The organism is Caballeronia jiangsuensis (assembly GCF_046030135.1).
GTDB classification, from domain to species: domain Bacteria; phylum Pseudomonadota; class Gammaproteobacteria; order Burkholderiales; family Burkholderiaceae; genus Caballeronia; species Caballeronia jiangsuensis.
Genome location: NZ_JAQQDB010000045.1, coordinates 40,146 through 64,862, shown reverse-complemented (window position 1 = coordinate 64,862; position 24,717 = coordinate 40,146). Strand labels below are relative to the sequence as shown.

Here is a 24,717-nt window from a genome sequence, read left to right as displayed (position 1 = left end):
CCCCCCGTTGCACTTCGGTTTGAAACCGCCTTTTAAAGTCCGGAGCCAGTCGACCAGTGAGCCACATCAGCTCGATATTTCGCTGCGCTTCGCGTTCAAGACGACGACTGGACTGGATGCGATTGAGATACCCGTAGATATAGATCTTAAGCATCACCTCAGGATGATAAGCCGGCCTTCCAGTCAACGCAGGCTGTACTCCCTCGAACCCCAGATCATTAAGATCAAGTTCTTCTACAAAGACATCGATCACGCGGACCGGATTTGTGTCCGTCACGTAATCATCAAGTGCTTCGGGAAGGAGAAAGCTCTGGTTACGATCGTCGCCTCGAACGAACCGCTTCATTTTGCTTGTCCTCCGCCGTCGGATAGCAAAATTTCAGCGCTCCAAAAATGCGTTTTGACACAATCTGGGCCGATCCCGGTCCGACGTCGACCTTGCGAACGAGGCCGCCCTTGGTCGGTTCGCGTCCGGCAGAACTCGACCCACAGCCGACCTCCACTGTCTCTCGCCCTGGACGTCCGGTTTGGGGGCGGAACAGCCAATTTTTGGTCCGAGGCTTCCACTCCTCGTGACGCGTCACAAAGAGTCCCGGCTTTTTGGCGCTCGCCGTCTACTACGATCTGTTCCTCGACCATAGGATCGCGCTGATAGACCAGCGAGGCACAGCAACAGATATATGCGACGACGCCTGACGTTGGGTTTGTAAGATCGTACTCCTGGAGGTGCACCTTATATGGGACGAGCGCGGTCATCTCATTTCCCACTCAGTGCGGGGACAGACCCACGAAACCGTTGCCGTCTCAACGGAGCCGATAGGGTCGATTTCCATGGCAACGTCGAGATCGCTGTTTTTCCGCTGGACGCCCCTAAGTCGACCGCCATAAACCCATAGTCGCCGCACATGCGGATGCGCCTAAGCCCATTCGCGCAGCCGTTTTACGGAGTCCAAGAGGTCGTCGTCGATCATCGTGGCCTCCGTGGCCCGGAATATCCACCTCTCACTGCCTATTGCCGCCCGCGCGGCGCTAGGAACTGCCTATCCGGACCCGACAACCACAGACCCGCCGAACCGACAGCCAACGCGTAGACGACCTTTCGAGCGCTTCTGTCGAACGCTCGCTTAATAGCTGAGGGCCTCAGCTGTTCGAAATCGCAACGCAGGAGCGGAGGAACCAGTTCTACGACTTTTATTCCGCGCCATCGCTTTTAGTCTCCGTTTCCCCTAGTAATTTTTAGAATCCGATTGTTAGAGTATTCTGAAACATAGAGCGCTTTATCAGGGCCAAACACAAATCCAGTACCCGACGACGGACCCACATTGAATCCGGATCCAATCGCGGTGATTTTACCATTCATATCACAGCGAAGAAGATCGCTTCCATTCAGGACGTAGAGTTCGTGCCCAAAGCCTCCTGCCCCCGGACCAAAGGCGAGGTAGGTATCGAGACCGGCCAACCCGGTCGCAAACGCGCTGGCTGCAAGCGTTCCATCTGCGTTGTAAATGCGGATTGTCCCATCTTCCAGCGCCAGAAAAATTCGATTGTCTCTGTCGACGGCGATACTGCCAGGCCGGACAGGAAGAGAAATCAATACAGTCAGGGCGCCCCCGCTGCTTGTGAGGACGCGAGGAAGATCATCTGAGAAAATGAGGCGTCGCAAGCCGTCGAACTTCATGTCATCCACATCGGCGAAGCCCGCATTAAAGACGACCGTCGACGTTTGATCTGGGAAGACCGCAGCGAGGACTCCTCCTCCGACGAGGACGGAGTTAGGGGTGCCACTGACACGCCCAGCGGCGTCAAAAAGAACGGCATCCGGGTCGACCATGGGTGGACCGAATTCGGAAACCGAACTTCCCCCGGGAGTGATCCGATGAATCCGGTTGTTGCCTCCCTGTCGTCCAACATAGAGTGCGCCGTCGGGCGCGAAAGACAACTTCATAGGCTGATCGACACTGGAATAAACTTGGATTTTGAATCCAGGCACCAGGGTCGGTAGACGTGCCTCTATCGGGGGGGTCTGCTTTCGGTCAGCCGCCGTCATTGACACGCTTGTGTGCGTAGCTGTGGGGCCGTTAGAGTCCCCGCCGCCACATGCACTTAGAAAGGGGCAAAGAATACCCGCCAAGAGTAACCGAGATGCCAATTCTCGCTGACTCATCTCCAATCCCCTTTGAGGAAAGTCGTGGCCGAAAGCGAATCACAAGATGTTTCGCCATTTTCAAGAATGCGCTAGCCCGGTGTGAGCGATCACAGAAATTTCCTGTTAACTGATATACACCGGGTACCCCAATATCCTGGCCCGTCCAGTTTTCCTCATGGCGCCGCAATGTCGTTCGAAGCCTGCCGACAACAATAGGCGATCCACGGGCTTCAAACTGAGCAGCATTGTTGGAAATGAGCGGTAGCGTACCATCGCGTTTCCATCACGCAATTGCAAACGGAACAGTGCAATTGACGCCGTGATGCTGCCGAGCCGGTTCGCAGATACCGTGCCTAGGGCGGCAAACACAGCCCTTCGCAGCCCGTGTTCCCATTAAGTTAGCTGCTCACCGGGCAGTTTCCTGCGATCCCATACCGCTTGATTTTCGTTGACGGTGTGGCGTGGTGGACGCGGGATCCACAGCCGCGCATACCGGAGTGCTCCCGAGAATGCGCTCGACTAGATTCGCCGCAACCGGCGCAGCACCACGCGATATTACGGCGTCGAATCTTGTTGCACGAGCTTCTCATGCAACTCGGCGGTCAACATCTCTACCCGCTGAATTAACTTCTGAGTAAGCTCTGTGAGCTCAGTGTTTCGCTTCAACAGCTCCAGCAGTTGTGCCGCGTTCTGGGCTGCGATCTCCTGCCGTTGCTCGTTCGCGACGGCAAGCGCCTCTCTGTGCTGTGCGTCAGCCTCGGCGTGCACGGTGTCTCGCGCTGCCTGTCGCGTCTGCGCCAGCAGGATTAGCGGCGCTGCATAAGCTGCCTGGAGACTGAATGCCAGATTGAGCAGAATAAATGGATAGACGTCGAACCTCGTAAGGCCGAGGACGTTCACTGCAATCCAGATCGCAACGATGGCTGTTTGCGTACCTAGAAACAGAGGCGTTCCAAAAAAACGCGCAAACGCTTCCGCCTTGAGTGCGAATGTGTCGTTGCCAAACGCTGAAGCAAGGTGCACATGAGGACGATGGAAGCGGAAGTGATCAATTGTCGGACGGCCGAACGCAACGGTAGCCGAGTCGGGCTTCATGGTTTCCATCATTCCCTCCAGGGCCTGGTCGGCGCGGCAAGCCGCCAGTCAGGTCTGCGGCACGAGACGCCATGCAGATGCGCGGCAATGAACAAGGCGAAACTCGTCACTGGACGATCGTTCTAGCCAAGCATTAAGCGCGGCAACAGACTGAGTGTACTGCTCGTTCCGGCTTGGCGTGAACCCAGACCTGCCGTTTGGGATACAACTCACCCGGACGCCTCGATGATGACCTTCAACGCATGCGTGTCGGCGGCGTGGCCGAAGGTCTCGTACGCGTTCATGATGTCGTCCAAGCGAAAGTGGTGCGTGATCAGCTTGTTGGGATCGAGCCGGCTCGAGCGCACGGTCTTGAGCAGCATCGGTGTGCTGACCGTACGATCGACTGGCACAGCTCGAAAGTCGCCGGCACGCCCACGGCCTCGATTGCGCAATCGACGCCCGCGCTATCGGACAGCTTCATGATCTCCGGGACAGCGTCCGCTTGCCCGATATCGATACACGCCGGCGCGCCGAACGTATGCGCGATGTCGAGCCGGTTCGCATCGCGGTCGATCATTACGATCTGCGCGGGCGAATAGAACTGCGCCGTCAAGAGCGAGGCGAGACCAATCGGCCCGGCGCCGACGATCGCCGCGGTCGAGCCGGGCTGCACCTTGCCGTTCAGCACGCCGCATTCGAAGCCGGTCGGAAGGATGTCGGAAAGCATCACGAGCGCTTCCTCATCGGCGCCGGCGGGAATCGGGAAAAGGCTCGTTTCGGCATGAGGAATGCGCACGTATTCGGCTTGCGTGCCGTCGATCGGAGCTGAAACTAGGTATCAGAACGAGATCGCCGAAATTGGTCCCGGGAAAATGTCCCGACCAACCGCCAGCAGCGCACCCCCTTCGCTTGTGCCGTTCAACGCTCCATCATGTGAACGGCTGCTTCCGGGAGGGGCGCGGCGTTCGAACGTCATCGTGAGAATGTGGAGCAACGTCGGTAGGTGGCCGGGGAGCCGCGGTTCCCAACGTTCACCCAAGGCATCCAAACAATCTCCTCTCTTCTCGGCTTGAGGGCACCTTTGCGGAGCCAGAATCCGAGGCATCCGTGGGCCGTACCGGCCGTTCTTCTCTCGATCGGAGACCGCTCACATCGCTCTTCCGCCGACGTTCTGTCTTGCTGCTAATCAGGAATGTCCAGACGCTTCGTGCGTCGTCAGGGTGTTTTAGCTGCCTAGCGAAGGAAAGTGCTGCACCTTTTTCTTCAACAACGCCAACCGGCGGGCCTGTCTGGCCGCTCACAATGGTAAACCTATCATTTGCGTTACAAACCTCTAATATTCCGTTACGCGCTTCTGCACGGGCGGGCAGGCGAACTGGGATGTATTTAAGTGACCTTGCATCCGGCCCGAAACGATTGCTTAGAGGCGGCACGATGGCTGTCTCCGATGTGTTTCACGATCCAAGGAGAGCTCAATGGAACAACGTGGCCTGGTTATGAAAACCGTATTTGCTGTTCTGTGCGCAAGCGCCGCGCTGCCAGCGGATGCGCAAAATCTGAAACAGCAGGTAGTCGGCACCTGGACCTTGACATCAGGATCGGAGAAGCTCGCAAATGGCAAGACAATCGTTCCTTGGGCTTCGGGCAACCTCATGCTCGATTCGACCGGCCATATGGCGTTTTATCTCGTGGGCAAGGACCGCCCGAGGACGATTGCCAATCCAAGCGTGCCCATCGGTCCCGTCATCGCGTACTACGGAACATATACGGTCGACGAGTCTGCCAGCACGCTAACTTATAACGTCGAATCCAGTACCTCGCCGGCGTTCGACGGAGCGGTCCGCAAACAGCAGGTCGTCTTGAGCGGCGATATGCTGACGACGACCGGCTCTCCCGTGAAGACTTCCGATGGAGAAATTGTCCCGACCAACGAATGGAAGCGAGCCAAGTAGAAGGTATCGGATTCGATCCGCCCCATGCAATACACGTTGATCTGGGCCGCTTGCTCTCTATCGCGACTGGCCGAGTTGCTCGCAACATCGCCACGGCTGCGTCTGTCACGGCGCGGCAGCACCTTGACTCTTGGAGCTAGTCTCAAACGGCTTTGTTGGTGTATTTTGGAAAGCGGCAACCCGCCAAACCCCGGACTCCTTCACGAATACTCGGAGGCTTAACTCCCGTTGCGCGGGCAGTGCCTGTCCCTCAGCATTTACTAGTCCGCTCAGCTCGTTGGTAACGTGTGCGAGAGCAACGTCTGGCCGAATAAATCGGATTGCCACGCCGCGGGTTTCGAGCGTTGCGTTCCTTGCCCTTGTGCGCAGAATGGCAGCCAGCACCTTTTTAATATCAGCCCTTCCCTTTGCCACATCACCGCGGACACTGACGAAGTCGGCATCCTCCGTGTACATCCGGGTGGCTGCCTCCGCATCGTGGCTGTTGAAGCCGTCTGTCATCTCAAAGATCACTCTTTCAATCGCAGATTCGTCCTGAAAATTACTTGCGCTGTCCAGCAGAGTAATTTGCGAGCAGCCAATACTGCAACTGATCGCCGCAACCGCAATGAAGGACGTTGTCCACATCTGTACGTGTCTCACATTTCCCTCTGGTTGAATTTCGACGCGTCAGGGGAAGCGCCAGTCAGTGGTCGAACGGCCCTTTTGACGACCGCGAGACTTATCGAGATTGCGCGCCACTATTCCAGCAGCGGTGAGTGCGTGGCGGTGTCTACTGTATATGTGCCGAAATGAGCAACATTTCCCTGAACAATTCGTGCGTTCTCGTCGACCGCTCCCTGTACCCGGTTGCCCGAAGCGAATTTCGGCAGGTTGGCGCGAACACCGACCAGTGCATAGCGGCCATCGTTCCCGAACACGAGCAGACCTTCCGGATGCGCGCCCAGCAGCTCCTCTTCGGTTCCGCTTCGGGTGACAGTTAGCGAGACAGCGATCACGATCCGGCCAGGCTGAGAGATTGCGCACGTGCGTCCGGCACTGCGATATACATGGAAAGGACCACGATCGCGACGAGGGCGAAGGCTTTGAGTGCCGCATTCATGGTTATCTCCGGCGCGTCACGGCATACGGTCCGCAAAATCCGACACGCACTTGCCGGTTACATCAATTCGATGCACGAGATGATGCGAATGTCGGTCGAAGCGTGTCGTCCGTGCGTTAGTCTGCAGCGGGTGCAAATGCTGAAAGAATACTAGTGGTTTCTAACGCAAAAGATAGATTTGATGCTGCGACCGGCTGGACAACCTGGCGGGGAAGCGTTTGAGGAATAGGGAGCAGGCGACTTTACAACGAGAATATGAAGCGGCTCCTTATCGCAAGGCAGTTACAACACTGACGAGAAGGCAGCAATCAAACATGTCCTCGGCGGCTTGCGATTTCTGAGGGTATGCCCCACCGAGCACAAGCTTCAGCCGATTCCTGTTCAATAGCGCACTGCAGGGTCAGTGGACGACCTCAGTCGGCGTGCCAACCGACTTTTGGATGTCACATAGCAATCGAGAGCCGACGGCCGGATCTGGCCGACTTCGTCGTTACGTGCGCAGCGAGGGCATTCCGCGCGGCGTTCAAGACCAATCTTTGCATGTTCAACGAACCGAGGGGATGCGTGGCGCTACAGGGACTGACCGACAGTGCAATTTTTTTGTATTGAGTCATCGCCAGCAAAGACTCTTGGCCTACGCAACGCCCATTTCCTGCTCATCATGGGTGACGGACCGTTCCTAACGGACCAATCTCATCGATCGCGAACCCGGCGATCGGCTGTGTGCCGCGGATTCGTCGAATGGCACGGCCCCGGCATTCTCCCGCGAGCATGTTTAAACTAGGCGGACTAACGACTTGTCCGTATCATCATTCACGCTGAAAGACCGACCCGAGATCGTGGCTCTGCCAATCGGGCTTCACTCCGCACGGGCAAGTGCCGTGCGAACACATCGAGCGGTGATGACCATGGCGCGACTACTATCGGTGAATGTCGGGCTTCCGCGCGACATCGAGTGGAAAGGCCGCACGGTGCATACCGGCATCTGGAAAGAACCCGTGCGCGGCCGGTGCCGCGTCGGACGGCTGAACCTCGATGGCGACGGCCAAGGCGATCTGGCGGGCCACGGCGGCGAGCAGCGTGCCGTCTTCGTCTACCAGATCGAATCGTCGCGCTACTGGCAGGCGGAATTGAAGCGCAGCGACCTTGCCTGCGGACAGTTCGGCGAGAATTTCACGATCGAAGGACTATCCGATTCCGATGTGTGCATCGGCGACCGCTATCGGATCGGCGGCGCGCTGTTCGAAGTGACGCAGCCCCGCGTGACCTGCTATCGCGTCGGCATCCGCATGAACGAACCGCGGATGCCCGCCCTGCTCACATCGAGCGGACGACCCGGCTTCTACTTACGCGTCCTGCAGGAAGGCGACGTGAGCGCGGGCGACGAGATCGTGAAGATCGGCGAAGCCGAAGAGCGCATGAGCGTCACGCAGGTCAATGCGCTGCTTTACTCGGCTCATCATCCGCCCGATCATCTGGAGCGAGCGTTGCGGATCGAAGCGCTGTCGCCGGGGTGGCGGCGGTCTTTTGAGGCGCTTCTGAAGGACGGCGCGAAGGGCGGAAATCCCGGGCTCGCGGCGGCAGCCGCAGCGAATGCCGCCGCACCGGGTTTCCGGCCACTCAAGGTCTCGGCAGTCGAACCTGAATCCGCCGACGTGCTCTCGGTCAGCTTCACAAGTGCGGATGGTCAGCCGCTGCACCCTGCTCTACCGGGGCAATTTCTGGTGTTGCGTCTCCAGCGAACGGCCGGCGGACCGCCGCTTTTCCGCAGTTATTCAATTTCAGGCGGGCGTTCGCCGGAGAGCTACCGGATCAGCGTGAAGATCGAGCCCGATGGCGCAGCCGGGTCCTATTTTCAGCAACACGTGCGCGTTGGCGATACGATCGACGTCAGCGCGCCGCGCGGCAGCTTCGTTCTGCAGCCGGGCGACGGACCCGTGGTGCTGCTCAGCGCGGGCATCGGCGCGACGCCGGTTCTTTCGATGCTGCATGCGCTGTCGGCGTCGCGCTCGACGCGGCCGGTCTTGTGGATGCACGCCGCGCGCGACGGACAGCATCATCCGTTCGCCGCCGAAGCTCGCGGTCTGATGTCCACGCTCGCCCACGGACGCAGCCACGTCTGTTACAGCAAGCCTGCCTCGGGCGACCGTGAGGGCGTCGATTTCGACGCGACCGGGCGCCTCTCGCAAGCGGTTCTAACCGGGGCTGGTATCACGCGCGACGCGGACATCTATCTTTGCGGACCGTTGCGCTTCATGGACGATGTGAAAGCGGCGCTCGCCGGCATGGGCGTCGGGCCGGAACGGATTCACGCCGAAATGTTCAACGGCGGCGAACCGCTGAATCCGGGCATCGTCGGAGCGGCGAAACGCAGTCCCCATGTGCCGAAGGACGATGCCGATACGGGGCCGCTGGTGTCGTTCGCAAGGAGCGGCATTACCGCGCACTGGAATCGGTCGGTCTACCAGAGCGTTCTCGAACTGGCTGAAGCCTGCGACGTTCCCGTGCGGTGGTCGTGCCGCACGGGTGTCTGTCACAACTGCGAAAGCGGACTGGTGTCGGGCACGGTGGCCTATGAGGCAGAGCCGCTCGACCGACCCGCCGAAGGCAACCTGCTCATCTGCTGCGCGCAGCCGGTTCGGGACATCGTCGTCGATCTGTAAGCCATAGGCGATTCGACCCGCACGGCGGAAGCTTGCGAGCAACATTCAGCGCTCAGTCCGCTCGTCGGCAAGCATGCTCGACAGCACGCCCGGCGACGATTCGACCTCGCGCTCGCTGAACGGAGAGCGCGACCACGCCTTGACGGCGTAGCGCCGCGTGCCATCGCGATAGTGCAGCGAGGGCGGATCGTCCGACTCATAGTGCGCGAGCAGCGTATCGGCGTGCGGATCATCGGCGTGTGAATCCGACGCGTCAGCCCTTGCCTATTCAACTCGCGCGACGGGCACGCCACCGCGAAGTAGTCTCCCCGGACCGCAGCCGCCGTACCGCGGAATTTTCTCGTCGCCATCGACCGAATCTCCGCCATGCATGTCGAGATGTTGCTCACTTATCTTCGTCCACCGGCGAACGAACGCGGGGCCGAAGGGCGGTTATGGGTCGGGTCCAGCAGTTCGGGCGACGGTCGCCGCAGGCGAACTATCCCAAGGGCCGTTTCCCACGATACAACGGCCGTTCGCTCGTCCGGTTGGTTCGTGGGTGCTCGGTCGTTGTAGGACGTCCACAGCGCGTCGCACGCCGCGCTCAGCGAATGACCGTTACCGAGCGAGGCCTCGGGCCGGAGTCAACCCACTATGGATTTCAGGTCGCGCCGTCCTGCAATCCGTTGAGCGTGATCATTACCATTGTTTGTAGGCCGTGAAATGGACCGCGCACATCGTTGAAGCGGAAACGCAGTTTACCGACACCAGTAAGCCGTGCATGGGTGCCGTTCAACAACGTCTTTTTTAGCGAGTCTTAAAGCCAGCATGCGTCAGATCGTCTTCGCAGTGTGACCGGTCCCGTCTTGTCAGTTTGTCGACAAGCTGGCGCTCGACTTCGGTCTCCGCGCCAGTTGCCGTTTTAGAGCAGCCACAAGATCGGTTTGCGGTTGCTGGTCGCTTACCGCGGCCACCAGATGAATGCCGTTCTTGTTAATAACATAGGCGCGCGCGCTCACATAGCCGCCGCTGCCCACTGATCGGATCCTGACGATCAAGGATGATGGCACACGTGGCCCCAGGTTGGCCAGAAACGTGTCTTCAACTGTTCCATTGCGCTCCTGCAGGAGGCCAAACCTGTAAAAGGTCGTGTCATGGCCGGGTTGGACATTCTCCGATGAGTAGATACGCACCGTATAACTGCCGAGTGAGCAGGGTTCCAGATCGCCAGTAGCTATAACGGCGGTCCGTTGCTCGGACAGAGTGACCTTTTTCAGGAATTTGCAGTCGCCGGTGGCGAAGGCCGGGGCGGCTGAGAGAGATGCACAGAACACGGCGACGCTGGCGAAATTTTTCATGGATGGAGTCGGCGCTTGATTTCACCTGGCATGGCAGGTGGGTGCCGGCTCGTGAGAGATGTCCACCTGTGCATCCTCAATGTCTCATTGGTAGGAGCGGAAGCCATGAAGGACGACGATGGCCTCACGCGCGTAGAGTAACAGCGATACGAACGAATACAGCTGCAACTGCGCCGCCGCAACACACCTGCTGACGGTTGACTCATGGCGCAACACCCTCTCCGTGTTGCTACTGCGACTGCTGCGCAGCATTGCACAGATCTTTGCTGGTTCGCCAGGTTCCCCTGCAGACGTAGGGCGAAAGTCCAATGTTGAAGGCGCAGTATTGCATGTAGAGTGGGGAAAGCAATTGCTTCTCTGAGGCAACGTATGCATGGCACGTCTCGCATTCCAAAACAGTCCGGTTGCCTTGTGGATCGGTTGGCTACGGTCGGTGCCGGCTGGATGTCGGTCGAGAGCGGCGGGCGCCGAAACACAATGTCAAGTTAATTTTGGCATTCAGCACTGGAGACGATTTGCATTGCTGAAGGCTTACCATTGTAAAAAATGGTTGGAGAAGCAATGACAAGGGCACACGTTTGGATTCTCACCGTGCGACCGCTGAGGGAGCCTTTTGTCCACTTCCTGATCTTGGGCGCCGTGCTGTTCGGCCTCTACGCGCTTCTGCAGCCAAAGCACGCGGCGTCTGGGGATTCACGCCAAGTAATCCTCATGCGTGGCGACATCGATCACCTGCGGCTCGGTTTTGCAGCAGAATGGCGCCGGTCCCCGAGCGCCGCTGAGATGCAGGCGCTGCTCAACGATCGTATCAATGAAGAGGTTCTTTACCGCGAAGGCCTCGCGCTCGGATTAGACCGGGACGATACAGTCGTGCGGCGCCGCCTTGCGCAGAAAACCCAGTTCCTTTTGCTAGACGTAGCCGGGCTGCGCGAACCGACCGCAGAGGACCTGGCGAGATATCAAAGCCAGAATGCTCATCGCTATTCGCAGGGTCCGCGCTGGACCTTCGAGCACATCTACTTCAGCACAGCGAGCCGTAATGAGCGCGCCGAACTAGACGCCAGGGAGGCCTTGGCGCAGTTGCGCAATGCTGAAGGCGACATCGGAGCGAATACCCTCGGCGATCCCTCGCTGCTCGACCTGGCCAGACCGCACGGAGCCAGACCCAGTTGCGCGATCTTTTTGGTCCGGAGTTCGCGAGCGCTATCACCGCCGTGTCGGCGCTCCCTTTGGGGACTTGGGCCGGTCCGTTTCGATCGAGCTACGGTTGGCATCTGGTGCGACTGGAAGCCTGCAGCGAGCCGCAGGGCGAAGACGCCGCCGACCTCGATCGCCGCTTGCGGGCCGACTGGGCCGAAGAACAGCAGCGTGAGCTCAATGCGCAAGCCATAGCCCGGTTGCGCGCTCGCTACAGCGTCGTCGTGAACGACACACCGAAGCCATGAAGTCGGGCGCCTTCTGTCGTCGTGGGCCATCCGATCGTTACTGGCGGCGGCCGTGTGTGCGCACGCGATTCCGCTTTTGGCGCACGAAGTGCGTCCGGCCTATCTCGAGATCACGGAGTCGACACCTTCGCGCTTTGAGGTACTGCTCAAGCTCCCACAGGTTGGCCAGCAGGTGTTCGGGCTTGCTCCGGTCTGGCCGGATCGCTGCGTAGATGCTTCGGCGCCGAGCCGTGAACTGCGGGGCCAATACGCAATCGAGCGCCGGCTAGTCGATTGCCGAGGCGGCCTTGCCGGTCAACGTATCGAGATCGATGGCCTGGCTACTACGATGACCGACGTACTGCTGCGCATCCAGTTTCTCGACGGTCGGGTGCAGACCGAATTGCTTAAGCCGACTCAGCCGGCTCTGGTCGTGGCCGAGCGCACTTCAGCCTGGGACGTGGCGGGCACCTATTTCGCGCTCGGCGTCGAGCACATTCTGGCGGGTGTCGATCACCTGCTGTTCGTGTTGGGACTGATGCTCATCGTCAAGAGCGGGGCGAGGCTGTTGAAAACGGTAACTGCATTCACGGTCGCCCATTCGATCACACTCGCGCTCGCCACGCTCGGCATCGTGCACGTGCCCCAAGCACCAGTGGAGGCCGTCATCGCGCTGTCGATCGTATTCGTGGCAAACGAAATCGCGCAGCGCCAGCGTCGGGGCATGGGCGACGCCGCAAGCCCCGGCTTTACTGCACGCCGGCCCTGGCTGGTGGCGTTCGTCTTTGGTCTGCTGCATGGTTTCGGTTTCGCTGGGGCGCTGGCTGAGGTCGGGCTACCGCAGGTTGACATCCCACTTGCGATCCTGACCTTCAACGTTGGTGTGGAGGCGGGCCAATTGAGCTTTATTGCTGCCGTGCTTGTCGTAATGGCGCTTGCTCGCCGGATTAGCTGGAGAGCGCCGCATTGGCTGGCGCCGCTTCCGTCCTATGCCATCGGCACGCTGGCCATGTTTTGGGTCATTCAGCGCGTGGCAACGTTCTGATGAATGCATGCATGACGAGCGACACGATAACTGGAGAGCACCATGAGCACGGGGAAACTTTGCGCAGTTGCAGCAATGGTAGCCTTCGCCACACTGCCGCTCGGGCGGAGCGCTGTTGCTGCCGCCCCGCCGGCCACTGGCGTGGGAACACTCGATCATGAAGCCGCAGAGAAAGCCTTTCCCAGTGCCCCATACTCGCCCTACGCGGGCCGCGGTTTTCCGACGCGTCCTTTCTTCGGCGACACACATTTGCACACATCGTTCTCAATGGACGCCGGCGCTTTCGGTGCCCGTCTGGGACCTAGAGAGGCCTATCGTTTTGCGAAGGGCGAAGAGGTCACCGCTTCCAGCGGGCAGCGCGCGAAGCTGTCGCGCCCCCTCGACTTCCTTGTTGTAACTGATCACTCCGACAACATGGGCTTCTTTCCAGACTTGCTCGCCGGCAAGCCCGAAATGCTGGCCGATCCGACCGGGCGCAGGTGGTACGTCATGGTGCAGGAGGGAAAGGGCGGCGACGCTGCAATGGAGATCATCGTCGCTTTCTCGCAGGGAAAGTTCCCACCAGCGCTGTTATACAGCCCTGGCAGTACGCCCTACCGCTCGGCTTGGCGCGAGACGATCAAGGCGGCGGAAGAAGCGAATGACCCTGGCCGCTTCACCGCATTTATTGGCTACGAATGGACCTCCAACACTGGCGGCAACAACCTGCACCGCAACGTGATATTTCGCGATGACGGCCGACGCGCCAGCATGGTTGAACCTTTCACTGTCCTTGCTCCGCTCGGTAGCGACAACCCGCGCGATCTGTGGAAATGGATGGCGGCCTACGAGCAGAAGACCGGCGGTAGTGTGATAGCCATTGCTCATAACGGCAACCTGAGCAATGGGCGCATGTTCCCCGTCATTGAGTCGTTCGGCGGCAAGCCGATCGATCGCGAGTACGCCCAGACGCGTGCGCGCTGGGAGCGGCTTTATGAAGCGACTCAGATCAAGGGCGATGGCGAAACCCATCCTTTCCTGTCTCCCAACGACGAGTTTGCGAATTTCGAGCGCTGGGATAAGGGCAATCTCGATTCCAGCGAACTCAAGAAGCCCGAGATGTTGCAGTACGAATACGCGCGATCGGCGTTAAAGACCGGGCTGAAGATCGAACAAAAGCTTGGTGTGAATCCGTACAAGTTCGGCATGGTCGGCTCGACCGATGCCCATACCGGACTGACGGCAGTGGAAGAAGACAACTTCTTTGGCAAGACCTCGAGTTCCGAACCAAGCAAGGACCGCGCGATGCACCCTTTCATGAAGACCGACAAGGCTGTCATCATGGGCTGGGAACAGAGTTCTTCGGGCTATGCGGCGGTGTGGGCCAACGAGAACACCCGCGAATCGATCTTCGACGCCATGCAGCGCAAGGAGGTCTACGCGACCACGGGTCCTCGCATGGTGGTGCGCTTTTTCGGAGGCTTCGATTTCGACGCCGCGGACGCGAGGACCCGCATGCCGGCTGCGATCGGCTACCGTAAGGGCGTGCCGATGGGCGGCGACCTTCGAGACGCGCCGAAGGGCAAGGCACCGACTTTCATGGTAGCGGCGCTGAAGGATCCGATTGGCGCCAATCTCGACCGCATTCAGATCGTCAAGGGCTGGCTGGACCGGCTGGGCGAATTGCAGGAGAAGGTCTACGACGTGGTGTGGTCGGACAAGCGAACGCCTGGTGCCGACGGCAAGCTACCGGCCGTGGGCAACACCGTCGACGTGCCCAACGCCACCTACAGCAACTCGATCGGCGATCCAGAACTCATCACGGTTTGGCGTGATCCGGATTTCGACTCCGGCTTGCGAGCCTTTTACTATGCGCGGGTGATCGAAATTCCGACGCCACGCTGGACCGCTTATGACGCGAAGTACTTCAAGGTCAACATGCCGCCCGAAGTGCCAATGACCATCCAGGAGCGAGCCTACACATCGCCGATCTGGTACACGCCGCGGTCCTGAAGAGCCGACACGCTTACATTTCCGCGGAGCGGCGCTCGGCGTAACAGTGATGCGACACGAACTGATAATCGCGTCCCTGCACTGGCGTCATCGCGATTCAAGGGCCCCTGTGAAGCCGTCGGATCGGTTTTATTGATTAATGTCGGCGCGGGGTCTCCCGCCTGTAATCCCGACCGCCTCGTGGAGTCGAGCCTCCGGGGTGCCGCGGCCAGGCTCTATGACAACAGGCGCGCGATGGCGCTGTTACCGTTTGCTCCTGCTGACTCTGAAGAGCGTGTTCGCGGCGCACGGCGATTGAGCAGGGCTGGGGAACCGATAGAAGTGAGTGCTGTATGAAGCGATCCGGAGGACACATGTTTCGATTTCCGACGCCCCCATGGCTGGTACTTGCGTTGTTGCTGCTGCTCGGCGGCTGCGCCAGCCGTCCGATCAACCCGCCGATTACCCACGCCGATCCGAATACCGGTTACCGATTCGTCACGCGCCCGCAGTATTCGACGGCCGACGAAAACCTGGTTGTGCTTGCCTTTTCGGGCGGCGGCACCCGCGCTGCCGCGTTCTCGTACGGCGTCCTTGAGTTTCTACGGAATACCCAAGTCGTCGGACCGAAAGGCAAGTCACGCCTGCTTGATCATGTCGGCGTGATCACCGGCGTGTCAGGCGGCAGCTTTACCGCCCTGGCCTATGGCCTCTACGGTGAGAAGCTCTTCGACGACTACGAACAGCGCTTTCTCAAGCGCGACGTGCTGGGGCAGATCACCTCACGCACTTTAAACCCGACCAACTGGCCGTCACTATGGTCAAGCGGCTGGGGTCGTTCCGAATTGGCGGCCGATCTCTACGACGAAATCCTGTTCAACGGGGCGACGTTTGGTGATCTTGATCGCGGAAAAGGCCCGTTCATCATCGCATCGGCCACTGACATTTCCACCGGTGCCCGTCTGCCTTTTACTCAGGCCACTTTCGACGTGCTCTGCTCGGATCTGAATGGGATACGCCTTTCGCGCGCGGCGGCCGCATCGTCGGCAGTACCGGTGGTGCTCTCGCCCATCACGTTGAACAATTACGGCGGCACCTGCGACTACGCGCCACCCGCCTGGATCAAGCCGTTTGTCGACTCCGTCGAGCCTCCCCGACCTGCCGCACGCGCGACCCGCCATCTAAAAGAGGAGGCGGAGTTCGGGGATGGCGTCAACCGGCCATACATCCATATCGTGGACGGCGGCGTTTCGGACAACGTCGGCATGCGCAGCGTGCTGGACTCGCTGGAGATCATGGAAGCGCTTCAATCAGTCGGTCAGTCCACGCCGCTCGATCATATACGCAGGATCATCGTCTTTGTCGTCAACTCAGTATCCACACCGAAGACCGTATGGGACAAATCTGAATCCCCGCCGGGCACGCTGCAGATACTGGTGAAGGCGGCGGGCGTTCCGATCGATCACTATTCCTACGAGGCGACAGAACTGTTGAGGGACAAGCAGGCACAGTGGCAATCGATGCGCCGGATCCGCGAGTCGCCTGGCTTTGCCGCCAATAACGATATGGCCATAACTAAGGGATTGCGCACGCCGGAAACGACGATCTATGCCATCGACGTGTCGTTGGCCCAGTTGACCGACCAGGCCGAACTCGATTACCTGAATGAGCAGCCCACGTCGTTCTCCCTGTCGGCCGAGGCCGTCGACCGTCTGCGCGCCGCTGCGGGGAAGATCATCAAGGCGTCGCCCGAGTTTCAGCGGCTGCTGCAGGACGTTGGGGGCAAGATCGTGGGTGACCCGACGCGCACCGGGGCGGCAGCAACGGTACCCGCCACGAAGTAGCGCACGCTGGAAAGCCTGTACGCTGCTGCCCCGAATGCAATTGTTCCTGGCGCCTTCTCACGGACGTCATCCGGGCGCGGTGCGAAGCCACCCGAAAGATTGTTCCGTTTCAGGTCGGGCCTGTTGCAAGCGGAGTGGTGATGGGACGAAGGCCCAATCGACAGCTGGCTGCCTAACAGATCCTGTGGAATCCACTATTCTGTAAGCTAGGCCATCTTGAAGCAGGACGACACAGAGAAGGAGTCGGTTCATGCGATTAACCATTGAAGCATCGCACTATGCAGCCAGGGCCTTATGCATAGCGGCGTTGGTACTCACCGCCGCGCCTGCCGCCTACTCCAACGCCGCGCAGAAAGAACCAGCGGCGCGTGCCCCGGTAGCCGAGCCCGAGACCACTGCGCAAGTCCAGGCACGTGCGATCCTGATGAAAATGGCGGAGTTCCTTGGCGGGACGCCTAGCTTTCGTGTCGGTGTGCGCAGCGGTTACGACGCCGTGCAGCCGTCCGGGCAAAAAATCGAATTCGGCGAATACCGCACCGTTACATTGAGCCGGCCCGATCGCATGCGCGTGGAGAGCGAGCGCAGCGATGGCGCGAAAACGCTCGTTGTGCTCACCGGGAAAGAGATTGTTCTGGTCGATCTTGGCAGCAAAGTCTATGCTACGGCGCCGCAGCCAGGCACGCTTGACGAGAGCATCGTGTATTTCGTCAAAGATCTTGGAATGCGCCTGCCGCTTGCGGCGCTGCTGTTCAACCGGCTGCCTGAAGAATTGCAAGCCCGGGTACGATCAGTAGAGTATGTGGAAAAGACGAGTATCTACGGCACGGCGTCCTTTCATCTAGCCGCGCGTACCGACACGGTGGATTTTCAGGTCTGGATAGCAGATGGCGACAAGCCTCTGCTGCAGCGAATCGTACTGACTTACAAAAAGGCGGTGGGCCAGCCTCAGTTCTGGGCGGACTTTGTCGACTGGGATCTCGCGCCCCAGTTGAACGATGCGACGTTCTCGGCTCAGATTCCCGATGGCCTGCAAAAGGTCGCGTTCGCAGCGCAGCTTCCCCGTGCGTCGCCCACGGCTCGCCAGTCGTCTGCGAAAAAGGGAGCCAAATGATGAAAACAGAATCATGGGATGGTGCCGTCACGGCACTCGTCGCCGCAGTATTCGCGCTGGGCTTGATGAATCAGGCGGAGGCACGAGGCGAAAGAGGTGGTGGCGCCCGTGGTGGTGGCGATGGAGGCTTTTCCCGTGGCGGGGCGGCATCGGCTGGAGGGTTGTCCTCCGGCGGCACAACGGCAGCGCAAGGCGCTTCACGATCTGGCGGCAACCAGCGGGCAGCAGCCCAACAAGGGCAGGCCTCGCGCCAGGCTACAGCGACTTCAACTTCAAGTGCGAATCAGAGTGCACGCCAGAGTTCGGCGAGTTCGATGCAGGCAACCTCCAGCCAGAATCAGGCGAACCGACAGCAGAGCACGAGCGGGAACCAGGCCCAGCGCCAGGCTACGTCGAGCCAGAACCAGAGCGCGCGACAGACTGCGGCGGCACAAACGAGCGGCCAAAACCAGAGCGCGCGTCAATCCACCGCTAAGGAGATGCAGAACACGCGTGCTACGAACGTGACCAACGTGCAGAACAACTACAATGGCAATTGCAATAACTGCTCCGACTCGGACTGGGACAGCGGCTCTGCGGCGGCCGGATTTGTGGCCGGGGCAATGGTGGTCGGTGCAGCCGCTGCCGCAACCACACCGCCACCCGCGCCCACTACCACCGTCGTCGTCGCTTCGCCTGCGCCTGCACCAGTCGCGCCGCCGTGCAACGTAGCCCCCGTCACCGTTAAGGAGGCGACGTACTATAAGTGCGGAACGACCTGGTACGCGGCGGGATATGGGAGCAGCGGCGTGGTGTACACGCCCGTTCCGCCCCCGCAAGGATATTGATCGCGGTCGCCTCGTGGCACGACTGGCGGTTGACCGTAAGCTGGGACGGAGCCGACGCTCGAATGCCAGCATGAAAACATCGGCCAAGTGCGCTGCTGGCCGGGTGCTGTCGTCGCTCGGTTGACCGCATCCGACCGTCTCCAGTCATCGGCCCACAGACCAGCTCAACGGCAGCGATAGCGTCAACAGCTATTCCTTCGTCGCAGATGTCGACACTTCACCGGCGAATCGGCTACCAGGACAAGCCCACAGGACTCCCAACATGCGTCACACAGAAGCCGGCCGACTGAGAGCAGCCGCGGCGGGGAATAGCTGCGACCACACGTGTTTCTACGTTCAGTCAGCGATTGAACCAACGGTATTGGAGCGCGACCGCAACAGTCTGGAAGTTTCCGCCGATGCGTGTCGTTAACCCGCGCGACCATGCGAGTTTGGTAGACCATTGTGCAGCAAGAGGAACAGACAACGTGACCCCATAGCGACTACTGCTTTGCAGATCCTGATTCTGGACTCCATTGATTCTTGTCCGCCCCCCCGTGAGATACGTCATGTCTGCGGCAATCCACAATCCGGGCCGCCACGTGTAGCCTCCATGCCATTGGAGCACGGCCAGCGGAGTCTGGCTTCGTCGCTTCCCCCCAAAAAAGTCGGTATTGTCGGTGAACACCCACACCCCAGCGGCGCCTTCTACAAACCAGTTGCCGACTGGCTGGGACAGTCCGAGCTCAGGTTTGAACGCCCATCGGTTCGAGCCCACATTGATGATTCGGGCGGACTGATATTGGCCGGTCGGCGCCACCGCGCTCAGGCTGGCACCCAGTATTGTGCTCGGAACACGCTGGGAAAATTCTTGTGGCGTGAGCGCGGGACCACCTAACAGATTGACGGCAATCCGGAACCGTACATCGCCTAGCCCAGAACGCCAAGCCCGCCCAGGCACGCCGGCGACATTCCCCGTCAGGTTTGCATTGGCATACGGCAGCAACGCAGCAATGCTGGCGAGATGTCCCGCGACGCCAAAGCTGTGAGAATAGCCCAGCGAATACGTATTGATTCGGGCTTGAAGATCGGTGATGGGCAGCGAAGGGTCCAGTGAAACGTCGCCGGTCGATCGAGCATATCCCGCCACCACAAAGTTTGTTCCAAGCGGGACGGCCGAATAGCTGCGCGGCTCCATCTCCTGCGCGGACGCTAGTATGGACCAAACAAGCGCTATTCCCGGCCACCGAGACTGAAGGCGCCAAGAATTCTTTTTTTCGGGCCGCAATACGCTGGGTGCCCGGCACGGACTGCGGACTGCGAGTCAATCAACGCTCCCGACATTGTCATGAGTTCCTCGCGTCCGCGGGGCAACAGAGAGGTGTACGGAGCGCGCATCTTTGGGCTCGATGCGCGAGCCGGACGCGCGATGGATGTCCGCGAAAATCTCGAGCTTGCGGAACGGCGGGAATATGCCCGCCCACGGTCTGATACACGCGTGGCCAGTATGCCCTATCGGCGGAGCGGGCTGGGCGGCGAAGTTGAACCCGCCAGAGAGCGACGAGCCGGCAAGTGCCGTCTTAAACAGCAGTCCGGTCTTGCTAACGGCAGCAGCTATGGACTGCTGTAATGCAACGAATTGCTACGCCCAAAGCGCAATCTCTCGGATGTGCGCCATCAACTCTATCGAAACGCGATCGAATGAAATGCATATTGCCGTTCGGTCGTGCGACTTCTCCGGAACGGGACTGCGAGATGCCGCCCCAAGCCGGATCTGCGCCCAGCCGAGCGCGGCGGGGCTCCATTAATAGTCACAGGGTCACAGGAAACCTGGCCGACTCGCACCCCCACGGATTGACGACAGGGGTACGTACCATCGGCGAAGTGGCGCATGCGGCACTCTCTCTGCTGGAGGTCGACCCACCCCTCGGCCCGGAGGAAGGTTTCAATTGCATCCCTGATTATTCCCGGTCTTAACGCACGTCTTGCCGCTTGGACTCTTATATACGCCCTTGCCATTTTTTGTCTTGGCTTCCCCGCCCTTACTCGTCTGGGTAGTGGTCACGCCACCTGAATCTTTTTCGGACTTCCAGGCGGTCCCGGTATTGCGGTTGTAGCCGCCGGCGTTCTGCGCGTTGTCGCAGACCGTGCGCCCGGTGGCGGTCGTTCTGCACTCGGCGAATGCATTAGAAGAAAGTACTACACATGCCAATATCGTCATGATCTTCATAGTCGTCTCCGGAAATGATCGGCACAAGCCCGTTGTTTTGGCGTGTGCGTGATCGAATGGTAGTGTATCGCTAAGGTTGCCCGGGCAATTGAAAGGCAGGGACTACGGGAGCGCCGCGACTGCGAGCGACCATCGGCTCGCACTGTTCCGAAGTGGCAATCCTCACATGGCAAGCTCTGCCGACAGGGGCAACTCGCGGTGTTGAAAGACGGTGCGAACCGGTCGTTCGATACGACAGCAGCGGCCACGTCAGTCATGCGGCGACGGCAGCGTTCGTTTCGCGGGGCTCCATCACCTTTGAGGGACGAAGGGCTGTTCGCTGGCGCGCAGGCGACGCTCGAGCGTCGAGGCGACTATAGATTCGAATGTCTCTTTGTGGCCGACTAGCGCCCGATGACCAAACACGGTGATCGTCGCGGCCACGTCCATTCATACAATGGGCATGAACGAGCCTAACATGCCGTTCAGCCTTCCGTGATCTGAACGGCCGCAGCCGAGGGTATAACGGCTCTCGGAGGACACCGCCCCTGCCTGCTAATGCTCGGGACGCGCTGAAAGGCCGCTGTGGCCGATGAAGCCTGCGCTCATCGACCGCGCACGGATTCAGAAGCCAACGGATGCCACTATCCGTTGCTTTCAGCGGTTGGTTGGTGTCCGAGCCGTCAAGTGCCGTTCAAACCGCGCCGGCCCCCCAAGCTAGGAATCCACCGTCCACCGGAAGCACGATCCCGTTCGTATATCCGGCTTCCTCCGATGCCAAATAGCAGACGGCCGCGGCGATCTCCGACGTCGTGCCGTAGCGCTTCATCGGAATCGCATTGGAGTATTCAGCACGAAACTCTTCGCTGTGAAGCGCCTTAGTCATCGGCGTGTCAACTGGACCCGGGGCGATTGCGTTAGCGGTGATGCCGTAGTCACAGAGCTCCACCGCCATCTGGCGTGTTAAAGCGATGACAGCTCCTTTCGACGTGCCGTATGCCGCGCGTCCCTTACCGACCGCTCGCATGCCTGCCACCGAAGCTATATTGATTATGCGGCCCCAGCGGTTCTTAACCATCAGACGCGCGGCATGTTGGGAACATAGAAACGCGCCAGTTACATTGATCTGCATGGTTTTGAGGAACGTGTCGAGGGGATAGTCTATGAATGGCGCCAGCTTGGCAATGCCGGCGCCGTTCACCAACACGTCGCAACGCCCATGCGTCTTGTCGATCGCATCGAACGCAGCGGCAATCGATTCGGCGCTCGAGACGTCCATCTCCGTAGCCGAAACTGACAGGCCTGCGCGCTGGAAGCTTGACGCCGCTTCCTCTGCGGCGTTCTTGTTGATATCGGCAAGAACCACGTGATAACCACGTTTTGCAAGCTGTTCTGCCGAATCTGCACCGATGCCCATTGCGCCGCCCGTGACCACTGCGACGCGGCTTGCTTCGTTTTGCTCCATCTGCTCCACTTTGTCCCCTTTGATGTAAGACCGCTATGCGGCATCGAGTGCGATGCCCGGAAGCGTCGAACGACGGCGCTGCGCGCCATCCCGTGTGGAGATTATTGGAGCCCACGAGAGCAAGGTCAAAGGATAATAAGGCCGCAGATTGTGAAGAAAACTCACATTCCGTACGTGGATCGCGGCAAGATAAGGGCCGAGGAGGCTTCATCCCTCCACTTGCTGTAATTCGCTCCTCAGCCATTCCACCAAGGCAACAGTTTTGGGCTGACTCTCCGCATGAGGAGCAACCCACAGCACGAGGCTTACAGGGCCTGGGACAAAACCAAACGGCGCGACAAGACCAGCTGAGTCCAACTCGTCTCGGACAAGCATTCTCGGCACTGCAGCGACTCCCAATCCGCATTTAGCGGCCTGGATCTGAAGATAGAAATGATCGAATGATTCAGCGATTTCGGGCGGATTTTCGAGTACGGTCGAGGTCGCCTTAAACCAGTCGGCCCATGCGGACGGTCGCGTATTGGTTGCTAGTAGCCGCACCCGCTCAAGGTCGCTCGGTTTTTTGATCCTGTTTGTGCGCATGTACTCTGGCGAGCACACTGCCCCGATCCATTCCTCAATCAACGGTATTGGGGTGACACTTTTTGGCACCGGGATGGATGAAAGCCGAATTGCCACCGTTATCTTGTCTCGGGTGAAGTCGATTTCGCCATGACTCGTGTTGAAACTTAGCTCAAGCGATGGCATCGCACTTTTCAGTTTCGAAAGGCGCGGCAACAGCCAGTACATCATGATCGAGGCCGAGCACGAGAGGGTCAACGGCCCCGGCTTTAACTGATCGACGGTCTTTTGGATAAGGTTGAACGCCACGCTCAGGCCTTCGGCCATCTGCGCCCCTTCAGGCGTCGGCTCAGTCGCGTGCGCATTGCGTGACAGCAGTAGAACGCCCAGTTGGTCTTCGAGTGCACGGATATGCCGGCTGATCGCACCATGAGTGACGCTGAGCTCGTCCGCAGCGGCACCGAAGCTCCGCAGGCGAGCTGTGGCTTCAAAGGCGCGCAACGCATTCAACGAAAGACGAGGCACGTGGGCTCCTGTGGGCCCGAGGCCCAGTGCTGATGGAAGTGGCCTATTGTGAGTTTTTCGCTCCGCGTCGAGAAATCATATCGTTTGATGTCGCGAGTCGTCAAACCTATATTCTGGACATCCCCGGTTTAAGCGCATGCGTCCCACGATACGTCCCATGCGCCCGGTTTCATCTAATATTCCAGGACGCAGAGTCGAACATGGTCGAAATCTCCAGTCAAAGAGCGGAATTCACTGCGCGCTATTTCGTCGAAAGCTCAGTACCGATTGCAAAAGCCGCCGAAGTCATTGCCGGTGAACAGTCGAGCGGAACGTTTCTCGCGCTCCCGGGAGAAACTGATGCGCTAAAAAATCGTGCCCGGGCTCGTGTGGTGAAGGTCGATTCGCACCCCGCCGTTCTCGAGCCGTCGCTGCATAGTGCTCACGTCGAACGCAAGGGTCCGCCGAGCGTCTATTACCGAGGTGAGATCGAGATCGCCTTCCCGGTGGACAACATTGGCGCGAATCTGCCCACCCTTTTATCGACTGTCGCAGGCAACCTGTTTGAGCTAGGGGAAGTCACAGGGCTGCGGCTGCTTGACATCGATCTACCAGCAACGTACGCGGCACGATTCCCCGGCCCTCAATTCGGTATTGGCGGAACCCGTGACTTCGCGAAGGTCTACGACAGGCCAATGATCGGAACGATCATCAAGCCGAGCATCGGCTTGCTTCCGGAGCAGACGGCGGAAATCGTCGATAGCCTTTGCGCCGCAGACATTGACTTCATCAAAGATGACGAGCTGCTCGCCGATCCCGCATACGCGAGCTTTGATGAGCGTCTCGCAGCCGTCATGCCGGTCTTGCATCGACACGCCGACCGCATGGGTCGCATGCCGATGTATGCGATCAACATCTCCGGCACGATCGACGAGATGCTCCAGCGACACGATGCGGTCCTTCGGGCTGGCGGTACGTGCGTGATGGTTTGCATTAATTGGGTTGGTTTTGCTGGCGTCGAGCATCTTCGAAGGCATTCCCAACTACCTATCCACGGCCACCGCAATGGCTGGGGTGCGTTCACGCGCTGCCCCCAACTCGGGTTCTCTTTTCAGGCGTTTCAGAAGTTGTGGCGACTTGCTGGAGTGGATCATTTGCATGTCAACGGCATTCGCAGCAAGTTCTGGGAGCCGGATTCATCCGTCATCGAATCGGCCCGTGCCTGTCTGGCACCGTTCGCGGGTGTGCAGCCGTTGATGCCCGTTTTTTCGTCGGGCCAGTGGGCGTCTCAAGCTCCCGACCTATATGCTCAGCTGGGCTCCGTGGACCTGATGCATTTGGCCGGCGGCGGAATCATCGGACATCCGCACGGAATCGCCGCGGGTGTTGCCAGTATGCGAGAAGGGTGGGAAGCAGCTGTCGAAGGAATCGATCTGAAAACCTTCGCGGAGTCACGACCTGCGCTGCGGGCTGCGCTGTCTCACTTCCAATCGGCGTGAT

Annotated in this window: 18 protein-coding genes and 1 pseudogene; 8 read left to right on the top strand and 11 right to left on the bottom strand. The window is 59.5% G+C overall.

Translation table 11 applies throughout. From position 1 onward, the window contains the following. The 4 genes and pseudogenes from PQR08_RS32505 to PQR08_RS32490 form a co-directional block, all read right to left on the bottom strand. Positions 1-346, bottom strand: a 346-nt coding sequence (locus PQR08_RS32505; RefSeq protein WP_408163690.1) for a transposase, incomplete at its 3' end; no start/stop codon positions are given. Between the two features lie 864 nt (positions 347-1,210). Continuing rightward, entirely contained in the window at positions 1,211-1,945 is a 735-nt protein-coding gene (locus tag PQR08_RS32500) for a hypothetical protein (protein ID WP_408163688.1), read from the bottom strand. Positions 1,946-2,701: 756 nt separating this feature from the next. Then, positions 2,702-3,250 carry a DUF1003 domain-containing protein gene (locus PQR08_RS32495; RefSeq protein WP_456264724.1) on the bottom strand — a complete coding sequence of 183 codons (549 nt, stop codon included), beginning with the start codon at positions 3,248-3,250 and terminating at the stop codon, positions 2,702-2,704. Between the two features lie 200 nt (positions 3,251-3,450). Then, positions 3,451-4,046 (bottom strand): annotated as a pseudogene (locus PQR08_RS32490) (zinc-binding dehydrogenase); the annotation flags it as partial. A gap of 652 nt (positions 4,047-4,698) precedes the next feature. On the opposite strand from PQR08_RS32490, the gene PQR08_RS32485 reads away from it, so the two are divergent. After that, positions 4,699-5,175: a lipocalin-like domain-containing protein gene (locus PQR08_RS32485; protein WP_408163686.1), complete on the top strand. Its 477-nt coding sequence runs from the start codon at positions 4,699-4,701 to the stop codon at positions 5,173-5,175. Positions 5,176-5,280: 105 nt separating this feature from the next. Here PQR08_RS32485 and PQR08_RS32480 read toward each other — a convergent pair whose 3' ends face one another. Both PQR08_RS32480 and PQR08_RS32475 read right to left on the bottom strand, forming a co-directional pair. Continuing rightward, positions 5,281-5,802, bottom strand: coding sequence for an SgcJ/EcaC family oxidoreductase (locus PQR08_RS32480; RefSeq protein WP_408163684.1), 522 nt, complete (start codon positions 5,800-5,802; stop codon positions 5,281-5,283). Positions 5,803-5,915: 113 nt separating this feature from the next. Further along, positions 5,916-6,173 (bottom strand): lipocalin-like domain-containing protein, encoded by a 258-nt coding sequence (locus tag PQR08_RS32475; RefSeq protein WP_408163682.1) that lies wholly within the window; start codon positions 6,171-6,173, stop codon positions 5,916-5,918. 1,012 nt (positions 6,174-7,185) lie between these two features. Here PQR08_RS32475 and PQR08_RS32470 point away from each other — a divergent pair. Then, a complete protein-coding gene (locus PQR08_RS32470; RefSeq protein ID WP_408163680.1) occupies positions 7,186-8,940 on the top strand; it encodes an MOSC domain-containing protein in 1,755 nt (584 codons plus the stop codon). A gap of 848 nt (positions 8,941-9,788) precedes the next feature. Here PQR08_RS32470 and PQR08_RS32465 read toward each other — a convergent pair. Further along, entirely contained in the window at positions 9,789-10,277 is a 489-nt protein-coding gene (locus PQR08_RS32465; RefSeq protein ID WP_408163678.1) for a PliI family lysozyme inhibitor of I-type lysozyme, read from the bottom strand. Positions 10,278-10,838: 561 nt separating this feature from the next. On the opposite strand from PQR08_RS32465, the gene PQR08_RS32460 reads away from it, so the two are divergent. The 5 genes from PQR08_RS32460 to PQR08_RS32440 all read left to right on the top strand — a co-directional run bounded on the left by PQR08_RS32460 (position 10,839) and on the right by PQR08_RS32440 (position 17,672). Next, entirely contained in the window at positions 10,839-11,669 is an 831-nt protein-coding gene (locus PQR08_RS32460) for a hypothetical protein (RefSeq protein WP_408163676.1), read from the top strand. Positions 11,670-11,798: 129 nt separating this feature from the next. Further along, positions 11,799-12,746: a HupE/UreJ family protein gene (locus PQR08_RS32455; RefSeq protein WP_408163675.1), complete on the top strand. Its 948-nt coding sequence runs from the start codon at positions 11,799-11,801 to the stop codon at positions 12,744-12,746. Between the two features lie 42 nt (positions 12,747-12,788). Then, entirely contained in the window at positions 12,789-14,738 is a 1,950-nt protein-coding gene (locus PQR08_RS32450) for a DUF3604 domain-containing protein (RefSeq protein ID WP_408163673.1), read from the top strand. Positions 14,739-15,091: 353 nt separating this feature from the next. Beyond that, entirely contained in the window at positions 15,092-16,561 is a 1,470-nt protein-coding gene (locus PQR08_RS32445) for a patatin-like phospholipase family protein (protein ID WP_408163671.1), read from the top strand. A 250-nt stretch (positions 16,562-16,811) separates the two neighbouring features. Further along, positions 16,812-17,672 carry a DUF2092 domain-containing protein gene (locus PQR08_RS32440; RefSeq protein ID WP_408163669.1) on the top strand — a complete coding sequence of 287 codons (861 nt, stop codon included), beginning with the start codon at positions 16,812-16,814 and terminating at the stop codon, positions 17,670-17,672. Between the two features lie 1,167 nt (positions 17,673-18,839). Here the strand turns inward: PQR08_RS32440 and PQR08_RS32435 are convergent. The 4 genes from PQR08_RS32435 to PQR08_RS32420 form a co-directional block, all read right to left on the bottom strand. Further along, positions 18,840-19,676, bottom strand: a complete 837-nt coding sequence (locus PQR08_RS32435) for a transporter (RefSeq protein ID WP_408163667.1) — start codon at positions 19,674-19,676, stop codon at positions 18,840-18,842. Positions 19,677-20,423: 747 nt separating this feature from the next. Next, on the bottom strand, positions 20,424-20,708 hold the full coding sequence (locus PQR08_RS32430) for a hypothetical protein (protein WP_408163665.1): 285 nt from the start codon (positions 20,706-20,708) through the stop codon (positions 20,424-20,426). 673 nt (positions 20,709-21,381) lie between these two features. After that, positions 21,382-22,152: an SDR family NAD(P)-dependent oxidoreductase gene (locus tag PQR08_RS32425; RefSeq protein ID WP_408163664.1), complete on the bottom strand. Its 771-nt coding sequence runs from the start codon at positions 22,150-22,152 to the stop codon at positions 21,382-21,384. 207 nt (positions 22,153-22,359) lie between these two features. Beyond that, entirely contained in the window at positions 22,360-23,238 is an 879-nt protein-coding gene (locus PQR08_RS32420) for a LysR substrate-binding domain-containing protein (protein ID WP_408163662.1), read from the bottom strand. A gap of 200 nt (positions 23,239-23,438) precedes the next feature. Here PQR08_RS32420 and PQR08_RS32415 point away from each other — a divergent pair, with 200 nt between their 5' ends. Further along, a complete protein-coding gene (locus tag PQR08_RS32415; RefSeq protein ID WP_408163660.1) occupies positions 23,439-24,716 on the top strand; it encodes a ribulose-bisphosphate carboxylase large subunit family protein in 1,278 nt (425 codons plus the stop codon). Position 24,717: the final 1 nt, after the last annotated feature.

Excerpts from the sequence above, each read along its gene's own strand:
- PQR08_RS32470 (WP_408163680.1), top strand. The coding sequence starts at position 7,186 with ATGGCGCGACTACTATCGGTGAATGTCGGGCTTCCGCGCGACATCGAG.
- PQR08_RS32440 (WP_408163669.1), top strand. The coding sequence starts at position 16,812 with ATGCGATTAACCATTGAAGCATCGCACTATGCAGCCAGGGCCTTATGC.
- PQR08_RS32425 (WP_408163664.1), bottom strand. The coding sequence starts at position 22,152 with ATGGAGCAAAACGAAGCAAGCCGCGTCGCAGTGGTCACGGGCGGCGCA.
- PQR08_RS32485 (WP_408163686.1), top strand. The coding sequence starts at position 4,699 with ATGGAACAACGTGGCCTGGTTATGAAAACCGTATTTGCTGTTCTGTGC.
- PQR08_RS32435 (WP_408163667.1), bottom strand. The coding sequence starts at position 19,676 with ATGGAGCCGCGCAGCTATTCGGCCGTCCCGCTTGGAACAAACTTTGTG.
- PQR08_RS32445 (WP_408163671.1), top strand. The coding sequence starts at position 15,092 with ATGTTTCGATTTCCGACGCCCCCATGGCTGGTACTTGCGTTGTTGCTG.
- PQR08_RS32480 (WP_408163684.1), bottom strand. The coding sequence starts at position 5,802 with ATGTGGACAACGTCCTTCATTGCGGTTGCGGCGATCAGTTGCAGTATT.
- PQR08_RS32450 (WP_408163673.1), top strand. The coding sequence starts at position 12,789 with ATGAGCACGGGGAAACTTTGCGCAGTTGCAGCAATGGTAGCCTTCGCC.
- PQR08_RS32415 (WP_408163660.1), top strand. The coding sequence starts at position 23,439 with ATGGTCGAAATCTCCAGTCAAAGAGCGGAATTCACTGCGCGCTATTTC.
- PQR08_RS32500 (WP_408163688.1), bottom strand. The coding sequence starts at position 1,945 with ATGAAGTTGTCTTTCGCGCCCGACGGCGCACTCTATGTTGGACGACAG.
- PQR08_RS32460 (WP_408163676.1), top strand. The coding sequence starts at position 10,839 with ATGACAAGGGCACACGTTTGGATTCTCACCGTGCGACCGCTGAGGGAG.
- PQR08_RS32430 (WP_408163665.1), bottom strand. The coding sequence starts at position 20,708 with ATGAAGATCATGACGATATTGGCATGTGTAGTACTTTCTTCTAATGCA.
- PQR08_RS32465 (WP_408163678.1), bottom strand. The coding sequence starts at position 10,277 with ATGAAAAATTTCGCCAGCGTCGCCGTGTTCTGTGCATCTCTCTCAGCC.
- PQR08_RS32495 (WP_456264724.1), bottom strand. The coding sequence starts at position 3,250 with ATGGAAACCATGAAGCCCGACTCGGCTACCGTTGCGTTCGGCCGTCCG.